The sequence below is a fragment of the Streptomyces sp. RLA123 genome, assembly GCF_056270165.1.
This window is the reverse complement of record NZ_JBWDOR010000003.1, coordinates 2,389,275-2,406,110: the sequence shown is the minus strand read 5'-3', so window position 1 is coordinate 2,406,110 and position 16,836 is coordinate 2,389,275. Positions and strand designations below refer to the sequence as shown.

The window sequence follows — 16,836 nt, the reverse complement described above, 5'->3', positions numbered from 1 at the left end:
AGATGACGGAGGAGTCCCTTCCCGCGCCACCACGGCCGGATGTCCCGGACGACTGGTACACGCGCGCCCCCGAGGACGTCGCCGCGCTTCTCGGGGTGGATCCGTTGGCCGGCCTGTCCGCGGAGCGGGTCGCCGAACTGCTTCTCGCGTACGGCCCGAACGCACTGCCCGAGGAGAAGCCCCTACCGGCCTGGCGTCGGTTCCTCGACCAGTACCGCAGTTACATGCAGGTCATCCTGGTGGCCGCGGCGGTGGTCTCGTTCCTGATCCAGCAGTGGAGCACCGGCATCCTCCTCGTGCTCCTGACCCTGCTGAACGCGGTCGTCGGACTGCGCCAGGAGGGCAAGGCCGAGAGCGCGATGAACGCGCTGAAGTCCATGATGAAGGTGACGGCACGGGTCCGGCGCGAGGGTGCGGAGTGGGAGGTCCCGGCCGAACGGCTCGTGCCGGGCGACGTGGTGCTCATCGCCGCCGGCGATCAGCTCCCGGCCGACGGACGCATCATCGAGGCCCACGCGCTGCAGATCGACGAGTCGGCGCTCACCGGCGAGAGTGTCCCGGCGGTCAAGGACGCCGGGACGCTGCCGCGCGGCACGAGGCGCCCGGGACCCGGCGACCTGGCGAACTCCGCGTTCATGAACACAACCGTCACGCACGGCAGCGGGGTGCTGCTCGTCACCGGGACGGGCGCGGACACCGAACTGGGCAAGATCTCCGGGATGCTGTCGGCCACCGCCAAGGAGCAGTCGCCGCTCACCAGGGAGCTCAACAGCCTCACGTTGTGGATCGCGGCGGCGGCCGGCCTGACGATGATCGTGATGTTCGCGCTCGGCCGGACCCGCGGCCAGGCCTGGGACGCGTTGTTTGTCAGCGCGATCTCACTGGCCATCGCCGCCATTCCCGAGGCGCTGCCGACGGTGACCCAGGTGATCCTCTCCGTCGGCAGTCTCAATCTGGCCCGGCGCAGTGCGATCGTCAAGGAGCTGCCCTCGGTGGAGACGCTGGGCTTCACCTCGGCGATCAACTCCGACAAGACCGGCACGCTGACGCTGAACCAGATGACCGCCGTGGAGGTGGTCACCCCCACCGACCGGTACACGGTCTCGGGCACCGGCTACGGCCTGGAGGGGCGGATCCACCACGCCGCGGGCTCCTCGGCGGACATTGAGGACGCGATTCTGCCGTACCTCGTCGCCAGTGACGCCGGCCTTGTGGACGGCCAGGTCGTGGGAGACCCCACCGAGGGCGCGCTGCTCGTCCTCGGCCACAAGGCGGGCCTGGACATCGACGAGACCCGTGCCCGGCTGCCCCGGATCGCCACACTGCCCTTCGACCCCGTCTACAAGCTCATGGCCACCTTCCACACGGCGGCCGACGCGTCCGGCCACCCGGTCGTCCGCTGCTTCGTGAAAGGTGCCGCACCCGCGGTCACGTCCCGCGTCGTCACCGTGCTCTCGGGGGGCGACCACATCCCGTGGGACGTGGGACTGCAAAGGCGTGCCCAGGAGCAGATCGAGCGGATGGGCAGTGAGGGACGCCGCGTGATGGCCGCGGCGACACGTGATCTGGACCCCGCGGACTTCGACCCGGACGGCGATCTGCTCGCCCTCGTCACCGGCCTGCGGATGACCAGCCTGGTGGCCATGGTCGACCCGCCCCGTGAAGAGTCACAGGCCGCGGTCGCCGAGGCGCAGAAAGCGCACATCCGGGTACGCATGGTGACCGGTGACGACGTGACCACCGGCGCGGCTATCGCCCGGCAACTCGGCATCCCCGGCGAGGCGATCCTCGGCGCGGACTTCGCGGCACTTCCCGAGAGCGAGCAGCTCGCCCGCATCGACGACATCGGAGTGGTGGGGCGGGTCGCACCCGAGCACAAGGTGCTGCTCGCCGACACGCTCAAAAAGAAGGGCGAGGTCGTCGCGATGACCGGTGACGGTGTCAACGACGCGCCCGCCATCAAAGCCGCCGACATCGGCATCGCGATGGGCAGCGGTACGGACGTGGCCAAGAATGCCGGCCGCATGATCCTGTCCGACGACAACTTCGCCACGATCGTCTACGCCGTGGCCGAGGGGAGGAAGCTCTACGACAACCTCACCAAGTACATCCGCTTCGTCCTCCTGCTGCTGGTCGCCTTCGTTCTGACCTTTCTGGGTGCCACGGTGCTCAACATCGCCGCCGGTGAGCCGTTCACCCCGGCGCAGGTCCTGTGGGTGCACTTCGTCGTCAACGCCCCGTTCGGCTTTGCCCTTGGATTCGACCGGGAGAGCCCGGGGCTGATGGGGCGCAAGCCGCGTCCCCGGGGGGAGTCCGTGCTGACCCGGCCGGTCCTGGTCACGGTCGGACTCGGCGGACTGGCCCTGACCGTGATCCTGCTCGCGCTCATCAAAGTGGGCGAATCCCACTTCGGCAGCGCCCGGACCGGCAATTCGATGGCGTTCACCGCCTTCGCGCTCTGCCTGATCGTGGCCGCCTTCGAATGCCGCAGCGCGAGGGACACGGTCCTCACGACGTCCACCTTCGACAGCAAGCAGATGAACCGCGCGGCGCTGTCCGAGTTCGTCCTCGCCGTACTGGTGACCCAGGTGGACGGATTCCGGGCCGTGCTCGGCACGACCCGGATCGACCTGCGCCAGTTCGGCTGGGCGCTGCTCTCGGCCGTCGTCCTGCTGCTGCTGTGGGAGGCGGGCAAGCTCCTCGCGCGCAGGGCGGGATCGCGCGCGGACACGGTTTCGGCGCCGGATCCCGCGCGCGCGGCCGCATAGCCGCCGCGGTGGTGGGGGCCGTGAGCTTCGTCGTCCCCGCTTCGGCCTCAGTAGTGCCGGAGTGTCTTGGCGCGCTCCAGGGCGGTGCGCACCGCGGCCGACAGCGTCTCGATGTCGTACGCGCCGTAGTGGCGGCGGCCGTTGATGAAGAAGGTGGGCGTCCCCGAGACGTTGCTGAGGTCGGCACTCGGCGTCCTCCGCGACCCGCAGCGCGACGGGGCGGGCGTCCAGGTCGCGGCGGAAGCGTTCCACGTCGAGTTCGATCGCGCCGGCGAGCCGGACCAGGCCCTTGCCGTCCAGTGACTGGGGGTGGGCGAAGATCTGGTCGTACATCTCCCAGAAGCGCTCCTGGACCGCGGCGGCCTCCGCGGCGCGGGCGGCCGTCACGGCGTTCGGGTGCACATCGGAGAGCGGCAGATGCCGCCAGACGTACCGGACGTCGCCGAAGTCCGCGAGCAGGTCGCGGATGACCGGCTCGGCCTCCCCGCAGTAGGGGCACTCGAAGTCCCCGTACTCGACGACGGTGACCATGGCGTCATGGGGGCCGCGGATGTGGTCCCGCTCGGGATCCACGGGTTCGGCCAGGTCCTCCAGTTGCTCCGCCCTGCCGAGCAGCGCCCGGCGCCGCAGGGCCCGGGGCAGCCGGGCCAGTACGAGGGTGACGAGCCAGGTCAGGACGAAGGCGAGGACCACGGCGCAGAGGATGCCGATCTTGGCCTCGGCGAGTTGCTGCCCTGCGAACGCCCGGTTGGCGATGAGCAGGGCGATCGTGAAGCCGATGCCGGAGATGGCCCCGCCGACCGTCACCGCGCCCCAGCCGACCGGCGGGCGCAGCCGTCCCCGGCTCAGCCATGTCGTCAGCGCGGAGCCGCCCACCATACCGAGCGGCTTGCCGATCACATAGGCGGCGACGATGCCCAAGGTGATGGTGGAGGTGAAGGCGGCCGACAACTGGGAGGCGTTCACGGTGATGCCCGCGTTGGCCAGGGCGAACACCGGGACGATCACATAGCTGGTCCAGGGGTGGAACAGCTGCTGCAGGCGCGCGTTCAAGGACACCGACATCGCCAGGCCGCGGCGCGCCGAGCGTTCCAGGCCGGGCGTCGGCTGCTCCCGGAAACGCAGGTAGAGCAGACTGGCCCGGCGCAGGTCCTCGCCGCGTGCCGGGTAGTCGCATGCCATGAGGCCCAGCGCCAGGCCCGTCACGACCGGGTCCACACCCGACTCCAGCATCGCGAACCAGACGGCGAGGCCGGTCAGCGCGTAACCGGCGCCGCGCCACTCGCCGCAGGCGCTCACCACGTAGTTGCCGATCAAGGTGCCCGCGACGAAGATGCCGACCGCGGCGAAAAGCGCCGGCCAGGACACCCCGCTGGTGTAGGCGACCGCGATGACGGCGAGCGCGACGAAGTCGTCGACCACGGAGGTCGTCAGCACGAAGGCCCGCGTCGCGACCGGCAGCCGCCGCCCCACCAGGGCGTACATCCCCAGCGCGAACGCGGTGTCCGTGGAGATCACGGTTCCCCAGCCGCTCGCGCCGTGCGTGCCGTGCGTGATGGCGAGGTAGATCGCCAGCGGCACCAGCATCCCGGCCAGGCCCGCCGCCGTCGGCAGGGTGATCCGCATGCGCTCGCGGAATTCGCCGAGGTCGAACTCGCGCCGGGTCTCCAGGCCCACGATGAAGAAGAACAGCGTCATCAGGCCGCTGTTGACCCACTCCCGCAGGTCCAGGGACACCCCGTGGGACCCCAGGGTCAGCGACAGGTGGGTGTGCCAGACCGAGGTGTAGTTCTCGGGCGCCACGTTCGCCCAGACCAGGGCGAGGATCGTGGCGGCGAGCAGATAGGCCGCGCTCGCCGTCTCGGTCCGCAGGAACCGCAGCAGCGGCGCGGTCGGGCCGGCACTGCGCGGCGTCTGCCCCGATGCCCGCAGGGACGAGAAGGCACTCACCCGGTCATCCTGGCACGTGCCATGGACGGCGGCCCGTCCTTCAGGTCGGGACGGCTCGGGGGCCGTTCCCCGGGACGGGCCGGGGAACGGCCGGACGTCCGGCTCCGCTCGCTCACCGGGCGCTCACGGCCCGCTCACCGAGCGCGACACCGGCGGCCGTACGGCTCAGCGGGGTGCGTGGCCCGTGGCGCAGGAGCTCCGAGATCCGCCCCGAGCACGGTGTCAGGGCGCTCCTCGTGGAGCCCATCCGTGCCCGGCGCCGTCGAGGACGTGATGGGTGCCGCGCGGCACCGACGCGGCGAGGGCCGCGTCCGTCAGCCGCCACGACCACCGGCGGATCTTCGCGGTGGCCGTGGGCACCCTGCTCGCCGAGTCCAACGCCTGCCTCGAGCGGGACCGGGGCCGACCCGGCCGCCGACTCCGTGGGCGACCGACAGCACGCCGTCCGGCTCGGCGAGGACGAACGCGCCGCGATGATCGAGGACGTGCGAGCCGTCCTCCTCCCGCGGCCGGCGCAGGGCCCGGCTCCGGACCGGCCCCGGCTCCGGACCGGCCCCGGCTCCGGACCGGCCCCGGCTCCGGACCGGCCCCGGCATCTGATCAGCCCGGTCCTGTTCCCCGCGGAGGAACCGCCCGGGCGTCAGGACCGCTGAAGGACGTGCGGCCCTCGGCCACCAGGGCCTCGGCGGCCGGTGCGCGGGCGGGGGCGGGCAGGTCGTCGCCGTGCTGGACGGCGATCAGCGCGATGTCGTCGTTGAGCTCCAAGGGGCCGCCGCCTCCCACGTGGTGGGAGAGGCCGTCCAGCACGTGCCGGAGCAGGTCCTCGGGCTGGGAGCCGGGCCAGGCGGCGACGTGCGCCCCGAGGTCGTAGAACTGGCCGTCGGAGTTGCGGGCCTCGATCGCGCCGTCGGTGTAGAGCAGCAGGGTCGCCCGGCGGGAGAAGGGGAACGTGTCCACCACGTAGCCGTCGGCGCTCAGGCTGCCCAGGCCGAGCGGGGGAGACGACGACGCGGGCGCCAGCAGCAAGGTGTCCGACCCATGGGCCAGGTACGGCGGTGGATGGCCGCAGTTGACCACGCGGACCATGTCGCCCTCGTCCGGCACCTCCAGGAGCAGGGCTGTGATGAAGCGCTCCACCGCGTCGGCGTCCGCAAGGCCCGCCTCCTCGAAGTGGCTGCGCACGCTGAACTCCAGCTCGGCCATCAGTTCCGGCAGCGACTGCACCCTGCGGGCGCCGGCGCGGAACGCGCCCAGCAGCGCCTCCGCGTCCTCGACCGCCGGCAGGCCCTTGCCCCTGACGTCGCCGATGAGGATGCGCACCCCGGCCGCGCTCCTGGCCACCGCGTACAGGTCGCCGCCGATCTGCGCGTGCGGATGCGAGGCGTGATAGGTGGCCCGGATCCGCAGGTGCCCCACGTGCGGTGGCAGCGGTCGGAGCAGCACGCGCTGGACGGTGTCGGAGACGATCCGCACTTCGGTCAGCTCCCGCACACTGCGGTCGCGGATGCTGCGCGAGGCGATGACGAACGCGGAGATGAGCGCGATCTCCGCCAGGTGGACGATGGGGATCGAGGTGCCCAGGAGGTCGTCGTGGACGTCCAGCACGAAGGCGGCGACGCAGGACAGGCCAGCGATCACCGTGGTCAGCCGGGGCCCCGCCAGCGCCGCCGTCGTCGCGGGGACGACGGCCATCAGCGAGGCGAGGTGCTGCGTCGTCGGCACGATGAAACCGGCGATGAGGAGCCCGGCGATCATCACCAGTGCCAGCACGAGCGGCCCGGGCCCCTGCACGGCCGCCATCCGCCAGGACCTCGCGGCCTGCGGACCCGGTGAGGCGCTCCGCTGCGGCGGGAGCCACCGGAAACGGCGCCAGAAGGTGCTGCTCATCGCGGTCCCATGGGCGTCAGAGGACCCGGAGCCCCGCTTTTCGGGCCGGCAGCCACGCGCCGGCGGTGGGCTGTCCCATATGTCGAATGTACGCCCGAACGCTGCCCGGTCGCCGGAACGATCACGGCGGCGGCGGCCCCGGAGCGGGCCGTACCGACGGAGATCGCGGAGGATCGCCTTGTCTCCGGCGACGACCGTCCGGTCCCGCCCGGACGGGACCGGCCCGTCACCGCCTTCGGAGGCCGGGCCGTCCGTGGAGCGGGACGGGACCTCGGGCGCGCGTCACGGTGGCGCCGCCGGACTCGCGCCGGCGGCTCGTCGGCTAGCCGCGGCCCAGCATCCTGCGGAACCGGCCCGGGCGGCGCGGGGGACGGGGCGGTACGACCACCACGCTGCCGCCGACGATGCGGCCGGTGACGACGATCCGGTGCACGACCGGGGTGTCCTGCTGCTGGTCCGCCCCGCGGCGGTGCACGACGGAGCCGCCGCGGATCTCGACCCCGGCGGCGTCGACGTCGTAGCCCGCGGGGACGATCAGCCGCAGATTGCCGCCGCGCAGGGTCACGTCGACCTCGGTGACCGGTTCGGAGACCGTGGCGGAGGTGAAGTCGAGGACCACGTTGCCGCCGCGCACCTCCGCCTCCAGCCTCTTCGGCACCAGCCAGGCCCCCTCGCAGCGGAGGTTCCCGCCCACCCGCCGGGTCTGCACGACGTCCTTCGGCGGGGGCAGCTGCGGCGGCTGCCGCACCAGGTCCTGGCCGGGGAGGTCGGCGACCAGCGGGGCGAGGTCGGCGTAGGTACGGGCCGCGTAGCAGGCCTCCAGCCGTTCCTCGAGCTCGTCCAGGTTCAGCCGGCCGTCCCCGGCGGCGACCCGCAGGACGTCGGATATCCGGTCGCGGTCCTCGTGCGAGGCCCGCTGCTCCAAGGGGTTCTTGGGTTCCCACGGGGTCGGATGGCTCATGACCGGCACCTTATGGCAGGACGCCCGGGAGGTCAGCGCCAGGCCGCCGACCGGCCGGCTGTCCTCCCGTCCCGACGAGCGGACGAGGTTGCCCTCCTGGGCGCCGTCCTGCACGTCGCCGCGGATCAGGGCCCGGCCCACCAGTGTCTCCACCTCGTGCGAGAGGTACCGGCGCAGCGGCCGGGCGCCGTGGACGGGATCGAAGCCCTGCCGGCGATCAGCTCGCGGGCGGCACCGCTGAGTTCGACGTACTCGTCCTTGAGCCGCTCGGCCTTGTGCTCCGCGGTGTCCAGCAGCCCGGCCGGCCGCTGGGTGATGTACACCTGGCGAGGAGTGGCGCCAGCGCCGCCGCCGCGGGCCCGCGCCCCGGCCCCCACGCCCGCGCCCACGCGCTCGTCGTAGTCCTCGGGAACGCGGCGGAAGTCCTCGCCGAAGCGGAGCTGGGTCGCCGAGCTCTTCGGCGGTGACGGTGACGGTGACCGGAGCGGGCAGCGCCGTCCCCGGCTGCTGCGGACCGCCGCGGACATGAGCTGGGCGTACCCCCTGGTGCGGCCGGGCTTCGTCCGTGAACTGGTCGAGTACGAGACGCGCGCCACCTCCTGGCTGAGGCCCTGTCCGCAGGTCGGCGTCTGCATGTACGACCTCGAATTCTTCGGCGGGGACCTGATCGTCCCCATGGCCAAGGCGCACCCCAGGGTGTGGCTCAGCGGCATGGCCGTGGAGAACCCGTACTACCTCGACCAGGGCCTCGGTCCCGGCCCCGAGGCGGCCCTGCGGGAGCCGTGGTGAACCGACGGCGCGGTCGTCGGTACGGCCTCCGCACGTGGCGGTCTGTGGCCCGTCCGTGGTCCGTCCGCGGGGCACGGGATACTGGCGGCATGAAGCTGACGGTGTTCTGGGAGCGGATGCACGCGCACTTCGGCGATGCGTATGCCGACTCGTTCGCGCGTGACCACGTCATGTCCGAGCTGGGTGGCCGGACCGTGTACCAGGCGCTGGAGGCGGGCTGGGCGGCGAAGGACATCTGGCGCGCGGTGTGCGCCGCCATGGACGTACCGGCCTCGCGGCGCTGACGACTGCGCGAGACTGTGCCCGTGGCAGGAAGCGACGAACTGATGTACCCCGGTCCCGCCGAGCCCACCGGGCCGCTCAGGGACCCGGGGGAGGGTACCGGGGAAGGGGCGGGGGCGCCGAGGATGCCCCGGTGGCTGCCGCGGGCCATGGTGCTGGCGGTGTCACTGCTGGCCGTCCTCCAGCTGGCAGAATGGGCTTTCCACCAGGTCATCGGCCTGCTGGTGAACATCCTGCTGGCCTTCTTCGCCGCCCTGGCGATCGAGCCCGCGGTGGACTGGATGGCCGCGCGCGGCATGCGCCGGGGGCTGGCGACCGGGCTGGTCTTCCTGGTGGTGCTGGTCCTGGGCGGTGTCTTCGTGCTGCTGCTGGGGTCGCTGCTGGTGGACCAGATCACCTCGATCGGCCGGAACCTGCCGGAGTACGTCGACGACGTGGTGCTGTGGGTCAACCACACCTTCGGCACCGACCTGTCCGTGGGAAAGGTGCAGCAGAACGTCCTGCACTCCGACTGGCTGCGCAATTACGTGCAGAAGCAGGCGGGCAACGTCTGGGGGCTGTCGGCGACCGTCCTGGGCGGCGTCTTCCAGGTGCTGACGATCACCCTGTTCACCTTCTACTTCGCAGCCGACGGCCCCCGGCTGCGGCGGGCTGTGTGCTCGGTGCTGCCGCCGGCCCGGCAGGCGGAGGTGCTGCGCGCCTGGGAGATCGCCGTCGCCAAGACGGGCGGCTACCTCTACTCGCGGGCGCTGATGGCGCTGATCTCCGCGGTCGCCCACTACGTGCTCTTCCAGATCCTCGGCATCCCGTACGCCCCGGCGCTGGCGGTGTGGGTCGGCGTGGTCTCGCAGTTCGTGCCGACGGTCGGCACCTACCTGGCCGGAGCGCTCCCGATGCTCATCGCGTTCACGCAGGACCCGTGGGACGCGGTGTGGGTGCTCGGGTTCGTCGTGGTCTACCAGCAGTTCGAGAACTATTTGGTGCAGCCGCGGATCACCGCGCGCACCGTCGACATCCACCCGGCGGTGGCCTTCGGCTCGGTCATCGTGGGCACCGCGCTGCTCGGCGCCGTCGGGGCGCTGGTGGCGATCCCGGCGACGGCGACCCTGCAGGGCTTCCTCGGGGCGTACGTGAAGCGGTACGCGGTGACCGACCCGCGGGCCCACGAGCCCCAGCCGCGGCGGATCCGGTGGTCATGGCCGCCGGTGCCGTGGCGGCGGCCGGGCGCCGGTGACGGCCGAGACGGCCGAGACGGCCGAGACGGCGCCGACCGGGACAACGGGAGTGACGGAGTCGACCGGGACAGGGGCGGCGGCGGTGGCGCCTGAGCCGTGCGTGTCGCTTGACACGCAAATCGAACATCCATTCTCATGAGTGGGGCGGGCCGATTTTCACGGAGTTATCCACAGGCCCGAGCGACGCCGGGACGCATTGTCAGTGGCAGGCAGTAGCGTCTTGGACGTGAAGCGAACGACTCAGACACCCAGGGTGGAACCCATGGCAGGAACCGATCGCGAGAAGGCGCTCGACGCCGCGCTCGCACAGATTGAACGGCAGTTCGGCAAGGGTGCCGTCATGCGCCTCGGCGACCGGCCGAACGAGCCCATCGAGGTCATCCCGACGGGGTCCACCGCCCTGGACGTCGCGCTCGGCGTCGGCGGCCTGCCGCGCGGCCGCGTGGTGGAGGTCTACGGCCCGGAGTCCTCCGGCAAGACGACTCTGACGCTGCACGCGGTGGCCAACGCCCAGCGGGCCGGCGGCAAGGTCGCCTTCGTGGACGCCGAGCACGCCCTCGACCCCGACTATGCCAAGCGCCTCGGCGTCGACGTGGACTCGCTGCTGCTCTCCCAGCCGGACAACGGCGAGCAGGCTCTCGAGATCACCGACATGCTGATCCGCTCCGGCGCGCTGGACCTCATCGTGATCGACTCCGTGGCGGCCCTCGTGCCGCGGGCCGAGATCGAGGGCGAGATGGGTGACTCCCACGTGGGTCTCCAGGCCCGTCTGATGAGCCAGGCGCTGCGCAAGATCACCGGTGCACTCCACCATTCCAAGACCACCGCGATCTTCATCAACCAGCTCCGCGAGAAGGTCGGCGTCATGTTCGGCTCGCCGGAGACCACCACCGGTGGCCGCGCGCTGAAGTTCTACGCCTCCGTGCGTCTGGACATCCGCCGCATCGAGACCCTGAAGGACGGCACCGACGCGGTCGGCAACCGCACCCGGGTCAAGGTCGTGAAGAACAAGGTCGCGCCGCCCTTCAAGCAGGCCGAGTTCGACATCCTCTACGGCCAGGGCATCAGCCGTGAGGGCGGCCTGATCGACATGGGCGTGGACCACGGCTTCATCCGCAAGTCCGGTGCCTGGTACACCTATGAGGGCGACCAGCTCGGCCAGGGCAAGGAGAACGCGCGCAACTTCCTGCGCGACAACCCCGACCTCGCCGACGAGATCGAGAAGAAGATCAAGGAGAAGCTCGGCGTCGGCGTCCGGCCCGAGGCTCCGGGCGAGCAGCCCGACGCCGCCGGTCCCACCGCGGTGGCCGAGGGCGACGCTCCCGCTCCGGCGGCCGCGGCTGCTGCGACGGCGGCCCCGGCGGCCAAGGCCGCCAAGGCGACCAAGGCCACGGCGGCAGTCAAGGTCTGACGGTGACATCCGGGCACAAGGATCGTGGTGGCTCTTTCTCGTCGAGGGCCGAGCAAGAGCCGCCACTTGACCCCGTGGAGCAGGCGCGGGCGCTCTGTCTGCGCCTGCTCACGGGGACTTCGCGCACTCGCAAGCAACTCGCGGACGCCATGCACCGCCGGGACATCCCGGAGGAGGCGGCGGAAGAGGTGCTGGAGCGGTTCGAGGACGTGGGGCTCATCGACGACCAGGCCTTCGCCCACGCATGGGTGGAGTCCCGGCACCACAGCCGGGGGCTTGCGCGGCGCGCCCTCGCCCAGGAGCTGCGCACCCGGGGGGTGGACGCGGAGGCGATCGGCCACGCCGTCGGGCAGCTCGACGCCGAGCAGGAGGAGTCCACGGCCCGCGCCCTTGTCGACCGCAAACTGCGGGCCACCCGCGGTCTGGACCGGGAGAAGCGCATCCGCCGGCTCGCCGGCATGCTCGCCCGCAAGGGATACGCGGAGGGACTCGCCCTGAGGGTGGTGCGCCGTGCCCTGGAGGAGGAAGGTGACGACCCGGAGGCACTGGAGTACGGCCTGCCGGACTGAACCATCGTTGAGGTTCCTTGACCGTGCCTCTGAGTCGACTTAGCCTCACAACGGGTGAGGGATCGTGGCCTCGCAGACACGGGAGTTGGTGCCATGGGCATCGCGCTGGGGACCGGATCCGTACTCACTGTCGTGGCCGTCTCCGTCACGGTCGTCGTCGTTGCCGCCGTCATCGCGTTCGCGCTGCTGTTGAGGCTGCGTGCGGAGCGTGAACGGCTCCGTGCGGCCGCCGAGCGCGAGGCCCGGGAGATCCGGGCCACCGCCAAGGAGGAAGTCCGCGAGATCCGGGCCGACTTGGAGCGTCGCGAGAAGCGGCTCATCGACCGTGAGGCCCGCATCGACGCCGAGTCCGAGCAGTTGCACCGGCGCCGCCGCGAGTTGGCGGACGAACGCGACGAGCTGGACCGCCGCCGCGCCGAGGTGAACCGGCTGGAGGACGAGCGGCGTGCCGTTCTGGAGCGGGTCGCCCTCTACACCTCGGCTGAGGCCCGCGGCGACCTGGTCCGCTCCGTCGAGCAGCAGGCCAAGCGGGAAGCCGCCCTGATCGTGCGGGACATCGAGCGCGCCGCCCGCGACCGGGGGGAGGAGCGGGCCCGGCGCATCGTGGCCGCCGCGATCCAGCGGGTGGCGACCGAGCAGACCGCCGAGTCCGTGGTCTCCGTGCTCCAGCTGCCCGGGGACGACATGAAGGGCCGCATCATCGGCCGTGAGGGGCGCAACATCCGTGCCTTCGAGGCGATCACCGGCGTCAATCTGATCATCGACGACACCCCCGAGGCGGTGCTGCTCTCCTGCTTCGACCCGGTGCGCCGCGAAGTCGCCCGCCTCGCGCTGGACGCGCTGGTCACCGACGGCCGCATCCACCCGCACCGCATCGAGGAGGTCTACGAGCGCAAGGTCGCCGAGGTGGAGCAGCTGTGCGTCCGGCACGGGGAGGACGCGCTGACCGAGGTCGGCATCACCGACATGCACCCGGAGCTGGTCACCCTGCTCGGCCGTCTGCGCTACCGGACCTCGTACGGGCAGAACGTGCTCGGCCATCTCCTGGAGTCGGCGCACATCGCCGGCATGATGGCTGCCGAACTCGGCGTCGAGCCCGCCTCGGTCAAACGCGGTTCCTTGCTGCACGACATCGGCAAGGCCCTCACGCACGAGGTCGAGGGCAGCCACGCCCTCATCGGCGCGGACCTCGCCCGCCGGCACGGCGAGTCCGAGGACGTCGTCCACGCCATCGAGGCCCATCACAACGAGGTCGATCCCCGCACCGTCGAAGCCGTCCTCACCCAGGCCGCCGACGCCATCTCCGGGGGCCGCCCCGGCGCCCGCCGCGAATCCCTGGAGAGCTACGTCCGCCGCCTCAAGCGCCTGGAACAGATCGCCGCGGCGCAGGCAGGCGTCGTCAAGGTCTTCGCCATGCAGGCCGGCCGCGAGGTCCGCGTGATGGTGCGCCCCGAGGACGTCGACGACATCCAGGCCCAGGTGATCGCCCGCGACGTGGCCAAGCAGGTCGAGGAGGAACTCACCTACCCCGGCCAGATCCGCATCACCGTCGTCCGCGAGTCCCGCGCCACCGAGTTCGCCCGCTGAACGGGCGAACCGGTGAATCGGCGAACGGATGAACCGCTGATCCGCTGAACCGGCGACCGCCGCTCAGTGCGGGACGGGGTCCTCGACCGGCGACGGAGGACCGCCGCGGGCGAGGTCGGCGTAGGCGTAGAGCTCCGTCGGACGGCAGCCGGTCATCACGGTGACAAGGTGGCCGTCGGGTCGGATCAGCAGCACGCTGTGCGCCGTGGAGCCCGGATAGGCGTCCGTGACGAGAAGTTCGGCCCGCTGGGGGAGGGCGGAGACCGCCTTGGCGAGCCGTGGCATGAGGCCCGCGGTGAGCCAGTGCCGGCTCTCCCACACGCCGGTGCCGGGGGCGACGAGGACCACCAGCAGATCGCGGCCCAGGTGCTCGTACAGATGCCCCTGGGAGCCGTCGAGGGCCGTGACGGGTACGTCGGCCACGGCGCCGCCGGGTGGCGTGGCACAGGCGGCGATCAGCGGGGACGGCGCGTCGGCGGCGCCGCCCGCGGAGGGCGAGGCGGAGCCGCGCGGCGCCGGCAGGGCGAGCGGGGACCGGGCGTAGACCGGCGAGGCACCCAGGGGACCGCGTCCGATGTGGCTGTCGGTGAGGAGTTCGGCGTACCGCCGGGCGGAGCCGGACAGCACCGAGCGCCGCACGGTGTGCCAGACGCCGTTGGCCCGCAGCAGCGGCAGCACCTGGTCGGTGGCGCGCAGCCGGGCGCCGACCGCGCTGCGCCGCTCGGCCTGGTAGCTGTCGAGCAGGGTGTCGGAGGCCCCGTGGTGCCAGGCCAGCGACAGCTTCCAGCCGAGGTTGTCCGCGTCCCGAAGGCCCTCCTCGACGCTCTGGGCGCCGAGCGCGCCCGTCAGGTGGGCCGCGTCGCCCGCGAGGAAGACCCGTCCCGCGCGCCAGCGCCGGGCGAGCCGCTGGTGCACCGGGTACTCGGCGGAACCCAGCAGTTCGTAGGGCGGAACGCTTCCGCACCAGGCGGTGAGGGTGCCCCGGACGCGGGACACCAGCTCGTCGGAGGTGAGGTCCGCGCCGCGTGCGGGCAGCAGCCAGTCCAGGCGCCACACGCCGTCCGGCAGCGGGCGCGCCGTCACCTCCGGCCCGGCACCCGGTCCCGGGGGTTCGCGGTGCAGCAGGGCCACGCCCTCGTCGGGCAGCGCCACCTTCAGCGCGGCGACCGCGTGCCGGTCGACGGCGGTGCGGCCGGGGAAGCGCACCCCCAGCAGCTTGCGCACCGTGGAGCGCGGTCCGTCGCAGCCGATCAGGTAACTGCCGCGCCACCAGGTGCCGTTGGCGCCCCGGGTGCGCACGCTGACGCCGGAGTCGTCCTGCTCCACGGCGTCCGCGTGCGCCCCGGGCACGATCCGGGCCAGAGCCTGGGCGCCGATCGCGGCGCGCAGCCCGTGCTCCAGCCGTTCCTGGGTGATGTGCAGGGGGGAGGGGCCCTGGCCGCTGTGCCCCTCGGTGCCGAACTCGACGCGGGCGGTCTCCTGGCGGCGCCGCAGCGTCCGCCAGGCCGTCCACGTCGCGCCGTCCTGGTACAGACGGGTGTGCCCGAGCCGGGCGACCAGGGAGGCGGTCTCCGGTGTCAGGACGGCGGTGCGCTCCGGGGCCGGTGAGGGCGCGTGGTCGTACTCGTCCAGAACGATGCTCGGCACGCCGTGCCGCGCCAGGGAGAGAGCGAGGGCGAGTCCGGTCGGACCCGCCCCCGTGATGATCACCGGGTCCACGGTGCGGTCCCGGGAAGATGTGCAGTCACATTGCGTATGCAACCCACTGCGCGTGCGTGCGTCAAGTGACGACACCTGGCCGAGGGGGGTGCGCCTGGCGCACCGTCACTCCGCCGCGGCCTCCACGGCCTTGATGTCACCGGCCCCGGGCGGGGCGCCCTTGCGGCTGCGGCGGCCCTGTCGCTCGATCCAGTTCGCGAGCGCGCTGAGGGCCAGACACATCGCGATGTAGATCGGCCCGATCACGATGATCATCGGGATGAAGGGGAATCCGGCGCTGTTCGTTGCGACGAGTTTGCCGCTGTAGAGCAGTTCCTCGTAGGTGATGATGTAGCCGAGCGAGGTGTCCTTGAGGGTGACCACCACCTGGCTGATGATCGAGGGCAGCATCGCCCGCACCGCCTGCGGGATCAGCACGGAGACCATGACCTGGGTCTTGCGCAGTCCGATGGCGTACGCCGCCTCGCGCTGCCCCTTGGGCACGGCGTTGATGCCGGCCCGGAAGATCTCGGCCTGCACGGAGCCGTTGTAGAGGGTCAGGCCGATCACCAGGGCCCACAGCGGGGCGGAGGTGAAGACGCCCACGTACAGCGCGAAGATCATGATGAGCAGCGGCATCGCGCGGAAGAACTCCACGACGGTGGTGGCCACCCAGCGCACGGGCGCGTGATCGGAGAGCCGGCCGGTGGCCAGCAGCGCGCCCAGCAGCAGGGAGAGCACCGCCGCCAGAGCGAAGGCCTTCAGCGTGGCGAGCAGGCCGTCGAGGATCCGCTGCTGGATGTCGGCGTACTGGAACGGCTCCCACAGGTACGAGGCGAACTGCCCGGTCTCGTCGAGCCGCCGGTAGACGAACCACAGCAGCGCGAGGATCGCCAGGGCGGCGACCGCGCCGATGACCCGGTTGCGGATCCTGGCCCGCGGGCCGGGGGCGTCGAAGAGGACGTTCGCGCTCATCGGGCCACCGCCAGCCGGGACTCGAGCAGCCGGAAGACGGCGCTGATGGCGAAGGTGATGATCAGGTACGCGACCGCCACCCACAGGAAGTTGAGGAAGATGTTGTAGCCCTTCTCGCCGAGCGTCTTCTGGACGGTGAACAGCTCGAAGACGCTGAATCCGCCGGCGATCGCGGAGTTCTTGGCGAGTGCGATGAGCAGGCTGCCCAGCGGCGCCACGACGGTGCGGGTGGCCTGCGGCAGGATGATCAGCCGCAGGGTCTGCGTGAAGGTCATCCCGAGGCTGCGGGCGGCCTCGGCCTGGCCCAGCGGCACCGTGTTCATGCCCGAGCGCACCGCCTCGCAGATGAAGGCCGAGGTGTAGCAGCTCAGGGCGAGCACGGCGAGCTGGAAGAAGCTCCAGGTGTTCAGCCCCAGCCGGGGCAGCACCAACACCGCGACGAAGAAGAGCAGGGTCAGGGGGTGTTCCGCAGCAGGGTCACCCACACCGTGCCGAACCAGCGCAGTGGCGGCACGGGGGACACCCGGAACGCGGCCATGACCACCCCGAGCACCAGGGCGATCGCCCCGCTGAGCGCGGTCAGCTCGACCGTGCCGAGGAACCCCTCGCGGAAGAGCGCGAAGTTGTCCAGCAGTACGTTCATCGATTCTCCGAAACCGATTCTCCGGAAGGGGTGCGCCGGCGGCCGCACCGGGCCGCCGGCGCATCACGCTCGGGCTGTGCC

Annotated in this window: 10 protein-coding genes and 4 pseudogenes; 7 read left to right on the top strand and 7 right to left on the bottom strand. The window is 71.8% G+C overall.

Annotated features, from left to right (window positions below):
* Positions 1–2: 2 nt before the first annotated feature.
* On the top strand, positions 3–2,768 hold the full coding sequence (locus RV983_RS10775) for a cation-translocating P-type ATPase (RefSeq protein WP_475985574.1): 2,766 nt from the start codon (positions 3–5) through the stop codon (positions 2,766–2,768).
* A gap of 47 nt (positions 2,769–2,815) precedes the next feature.
* Here the strand turns inward: RV983_RS10775 and RV983_RS10770 are convergent.
* From RV983_RS10770 to RV983_RS10755, 4 genes and pseudogenes are all read right to left on the bottom strand, one after another.
* Positions 2,816–4,700, bottom strand: a pseudogene (locus RV983_RS10770) (Na+/H+ antiporter NhaA).
* A 618-nt stretch (positions 4,701–5,318) separates the two neighbouring features.
* A complete protein-coding gene (locus tag RV983_RS10765) occupies positions 5,319–6,605 on the bottom strand; it encodes a PP2C family protein-serine/threonine phosphatase (protein ID WP_475985573.1) in 1,287 nt (428 codons plus the stop codon).
* A 322-nt stretch (positions 6,606–6,927) separates the two neighbouring features.
* Positions 6,928–7,680: a DUF1707 SHOCT-like domain-containing protein gene (locus RV983_RS10760; protein WP_475990283.1), complete on the bottom strand. Its 753-nt coding sequence runs from the start codon at positions 7,678–7,680 to the stop codon at positions 6,928–6,930.
* Positions 7,666–7,838 (bottom strand): annotated as a pseudogene (locus tag RV983_RS10755) (hypothetical protein); the annotation flags it as partial. The pseudogene RV983_RS10755 and the gene RV983_RS10760, both read right to left, overlap by 15 nt.
* Positions 7,839–8,091: 253 nt before the next feature.
* Here RV983_RS10755 and RV983_RS10750 point away from each other — a divergent pair.
* From RV983_RS10750 to rny, 6 genes and pseudogenes are all read left to right on the top strand, one after another.
* Positions 8,092–8,355, top strand: coding sequence for a hypothetical protein (locus RV983_RS10750; RefSeq protein WP_475985572.1), 264 nt, complete (start codon positions 8,092–8,094; stop codon positions 8,353–8,355).
* 89 nt (positions 8,356–8,444) lie between these two features.
* Positions 8,445–8,639: a DUF3046 domain-containing protein gene (locus tag RV983_RS10745; protein WP_475985571.1), complete on the top strand. Its 195-nt coding sequence runs from the start codon at positions 8,445–8,447 to the stop codon at positions 8,637–8,639.
* 123 nt (positions 8,640–8,762) lie between these two features.
* The gene (locus RV983_RS10740) at positions 8,763–9,965 is read left to right on the top strand and encodes an AI-2E family transporter (protein WP_475990282.1); all 1,203 of its coding nucleotides are present in this window, start codon (positions 8,763–8,765) and stop codon (positions 9,963–9,965) included.
* Positions 9,966–10,134: 169 nt separating this feature from the next.
* A complete protein-coding gene (recA, locus tag RV983_RS10735; protein WP_475985570.1) occupies positions 10,135–11,283 on the top strand; it encodes a recombinase RecA in 1,149 nt (382 codons plus the stop codon).
* A pseudogene (recX, locus tag RV983_RS10730) lies at positions 11,175–11,852 on the top strand (recombination regulator RecX); the annotation flags it as partial. The gene recA and the pseudogene recX, both read left to right, overlap by 109 nt.
* A 93-nt stretch (positions 11,853–11,945) precedes the next feature.
* Positions 11,946–13,439: a ribonuclease Y gene (gene rny, locus RV983_RS10725; RefSeq protein ID WP_475985569.1), complete on the top strand. Its 1,494-nt coding sequence runs from the start codon at positions 11,946–11,948 to the stop codon at positions 13,437–13,439.
* Between the two features lie 63 nt (positions 13,440–13,502).
* Here the strand turns inward: rny and RV983_RS10720 are convergent, their stop codons facing one another.
* The 3 genes and pseudogenes from RV983_RS10720 to RV983_RS10710 all read right to left on the bottom strand — a co-directional run bounded on the left by RV983_RS10720 (position 13,503) and on the right by RV983_RS10710 (position 16,755).
* Positions 13,503–15,158 carry an FAD-dependent monooxygenase gene (locus tag RV983_RS10720; RefSeq protein WP_475985568.1) on the bottom strand — a complete coding sequence of 552 codons (1,656 nt, stop codon included), beginning with the start codon at positions 15,156–15,158 and terminating at the stop codon, positions 13,503–13,505.
* Positions 15,159–15,263: 105 nt separating this feature from the next.
* Positions 15,264–16,112, bottom strand: a complete 849-nt coding sequence (locus tag RV983_RS10715) for an amino acid ABC transporter permease (protein WP_475985567.1) — start codon at positions 16,110–16,112, stop codon at positions 15,264–15,266.
* Positions 16,109–16,755: pseudogene (locus tag RV983_RS10710) on the bottom strand (amino acid ABC transporter permease). The gene RV983_RS10715 and the pseudogene RV983_RS10710 overlap by 4 nt, the downstream one beginning before the upstream one ends.
* Positions 16,756–16,836 lie beyond the last annotated feature (81 nt).

Excerpts from the sequence above, each read along its gene's own strand:
- RV983_RS10775 (WP_475985574.1), top strand. The coding sequence starts at position 3 with ATGACGGAGGAGTCCCTTCCCGCGCCACCACGGCCGGATGTCCCGGAC.
- RV983_RS10765 (WP_475985573.1), bottom strand. The coding sequence starts at position 6,605 with ATGAGCAGCACCTTCTGGCGCCGTTTCCGGTGGCTCCCGCCGCAGCGG.
- RV983_RS10750 (WP_475985572.1), top strand. The coding sequence starts at position 8,092 with ATGAGCTGGGCGTACCCCCTGGTGCGGCCGGGCTTCGTCCGTGAACTG.
- RV983_RS10745 (WP_475985571.1), top strand. The coding sequence starts at position 8,445 with ATGAAGCTGACGGTGTTCTGGGAGCGGATGCACGCGCACTTCGGCGAT.
- RV983_RS10740 (WP_475990282.1), top strand. The coding sequence starts at position 8,763 with ATGCCCCGGTGGCTGCCGCGGGCCATGGTGCTGGCGGTGTCACTGCTG.
- recA (WP_475985570.1), top strand. The coding sequence starts at position 10,135 with ATGGCAGGAACCGATCGCGAGAAGGCGCTCGACGCCGCGCTCGCACAG.
- rny (WP_475985569.1), top strand. The coding sequence starts at position 11,946 with ATGGGCATCGCGCTGGGGACCGGATCCGTACTCACTGTCGTGGCCGTC.
- RV983_RS10715 (WP_475985567.1), bottom strand. The coding sequence starts at position 16,112 with ATGAGCGCGAACGTCCTCTTCGACGCCCCCGGCCCGCGGGCCAGGATC.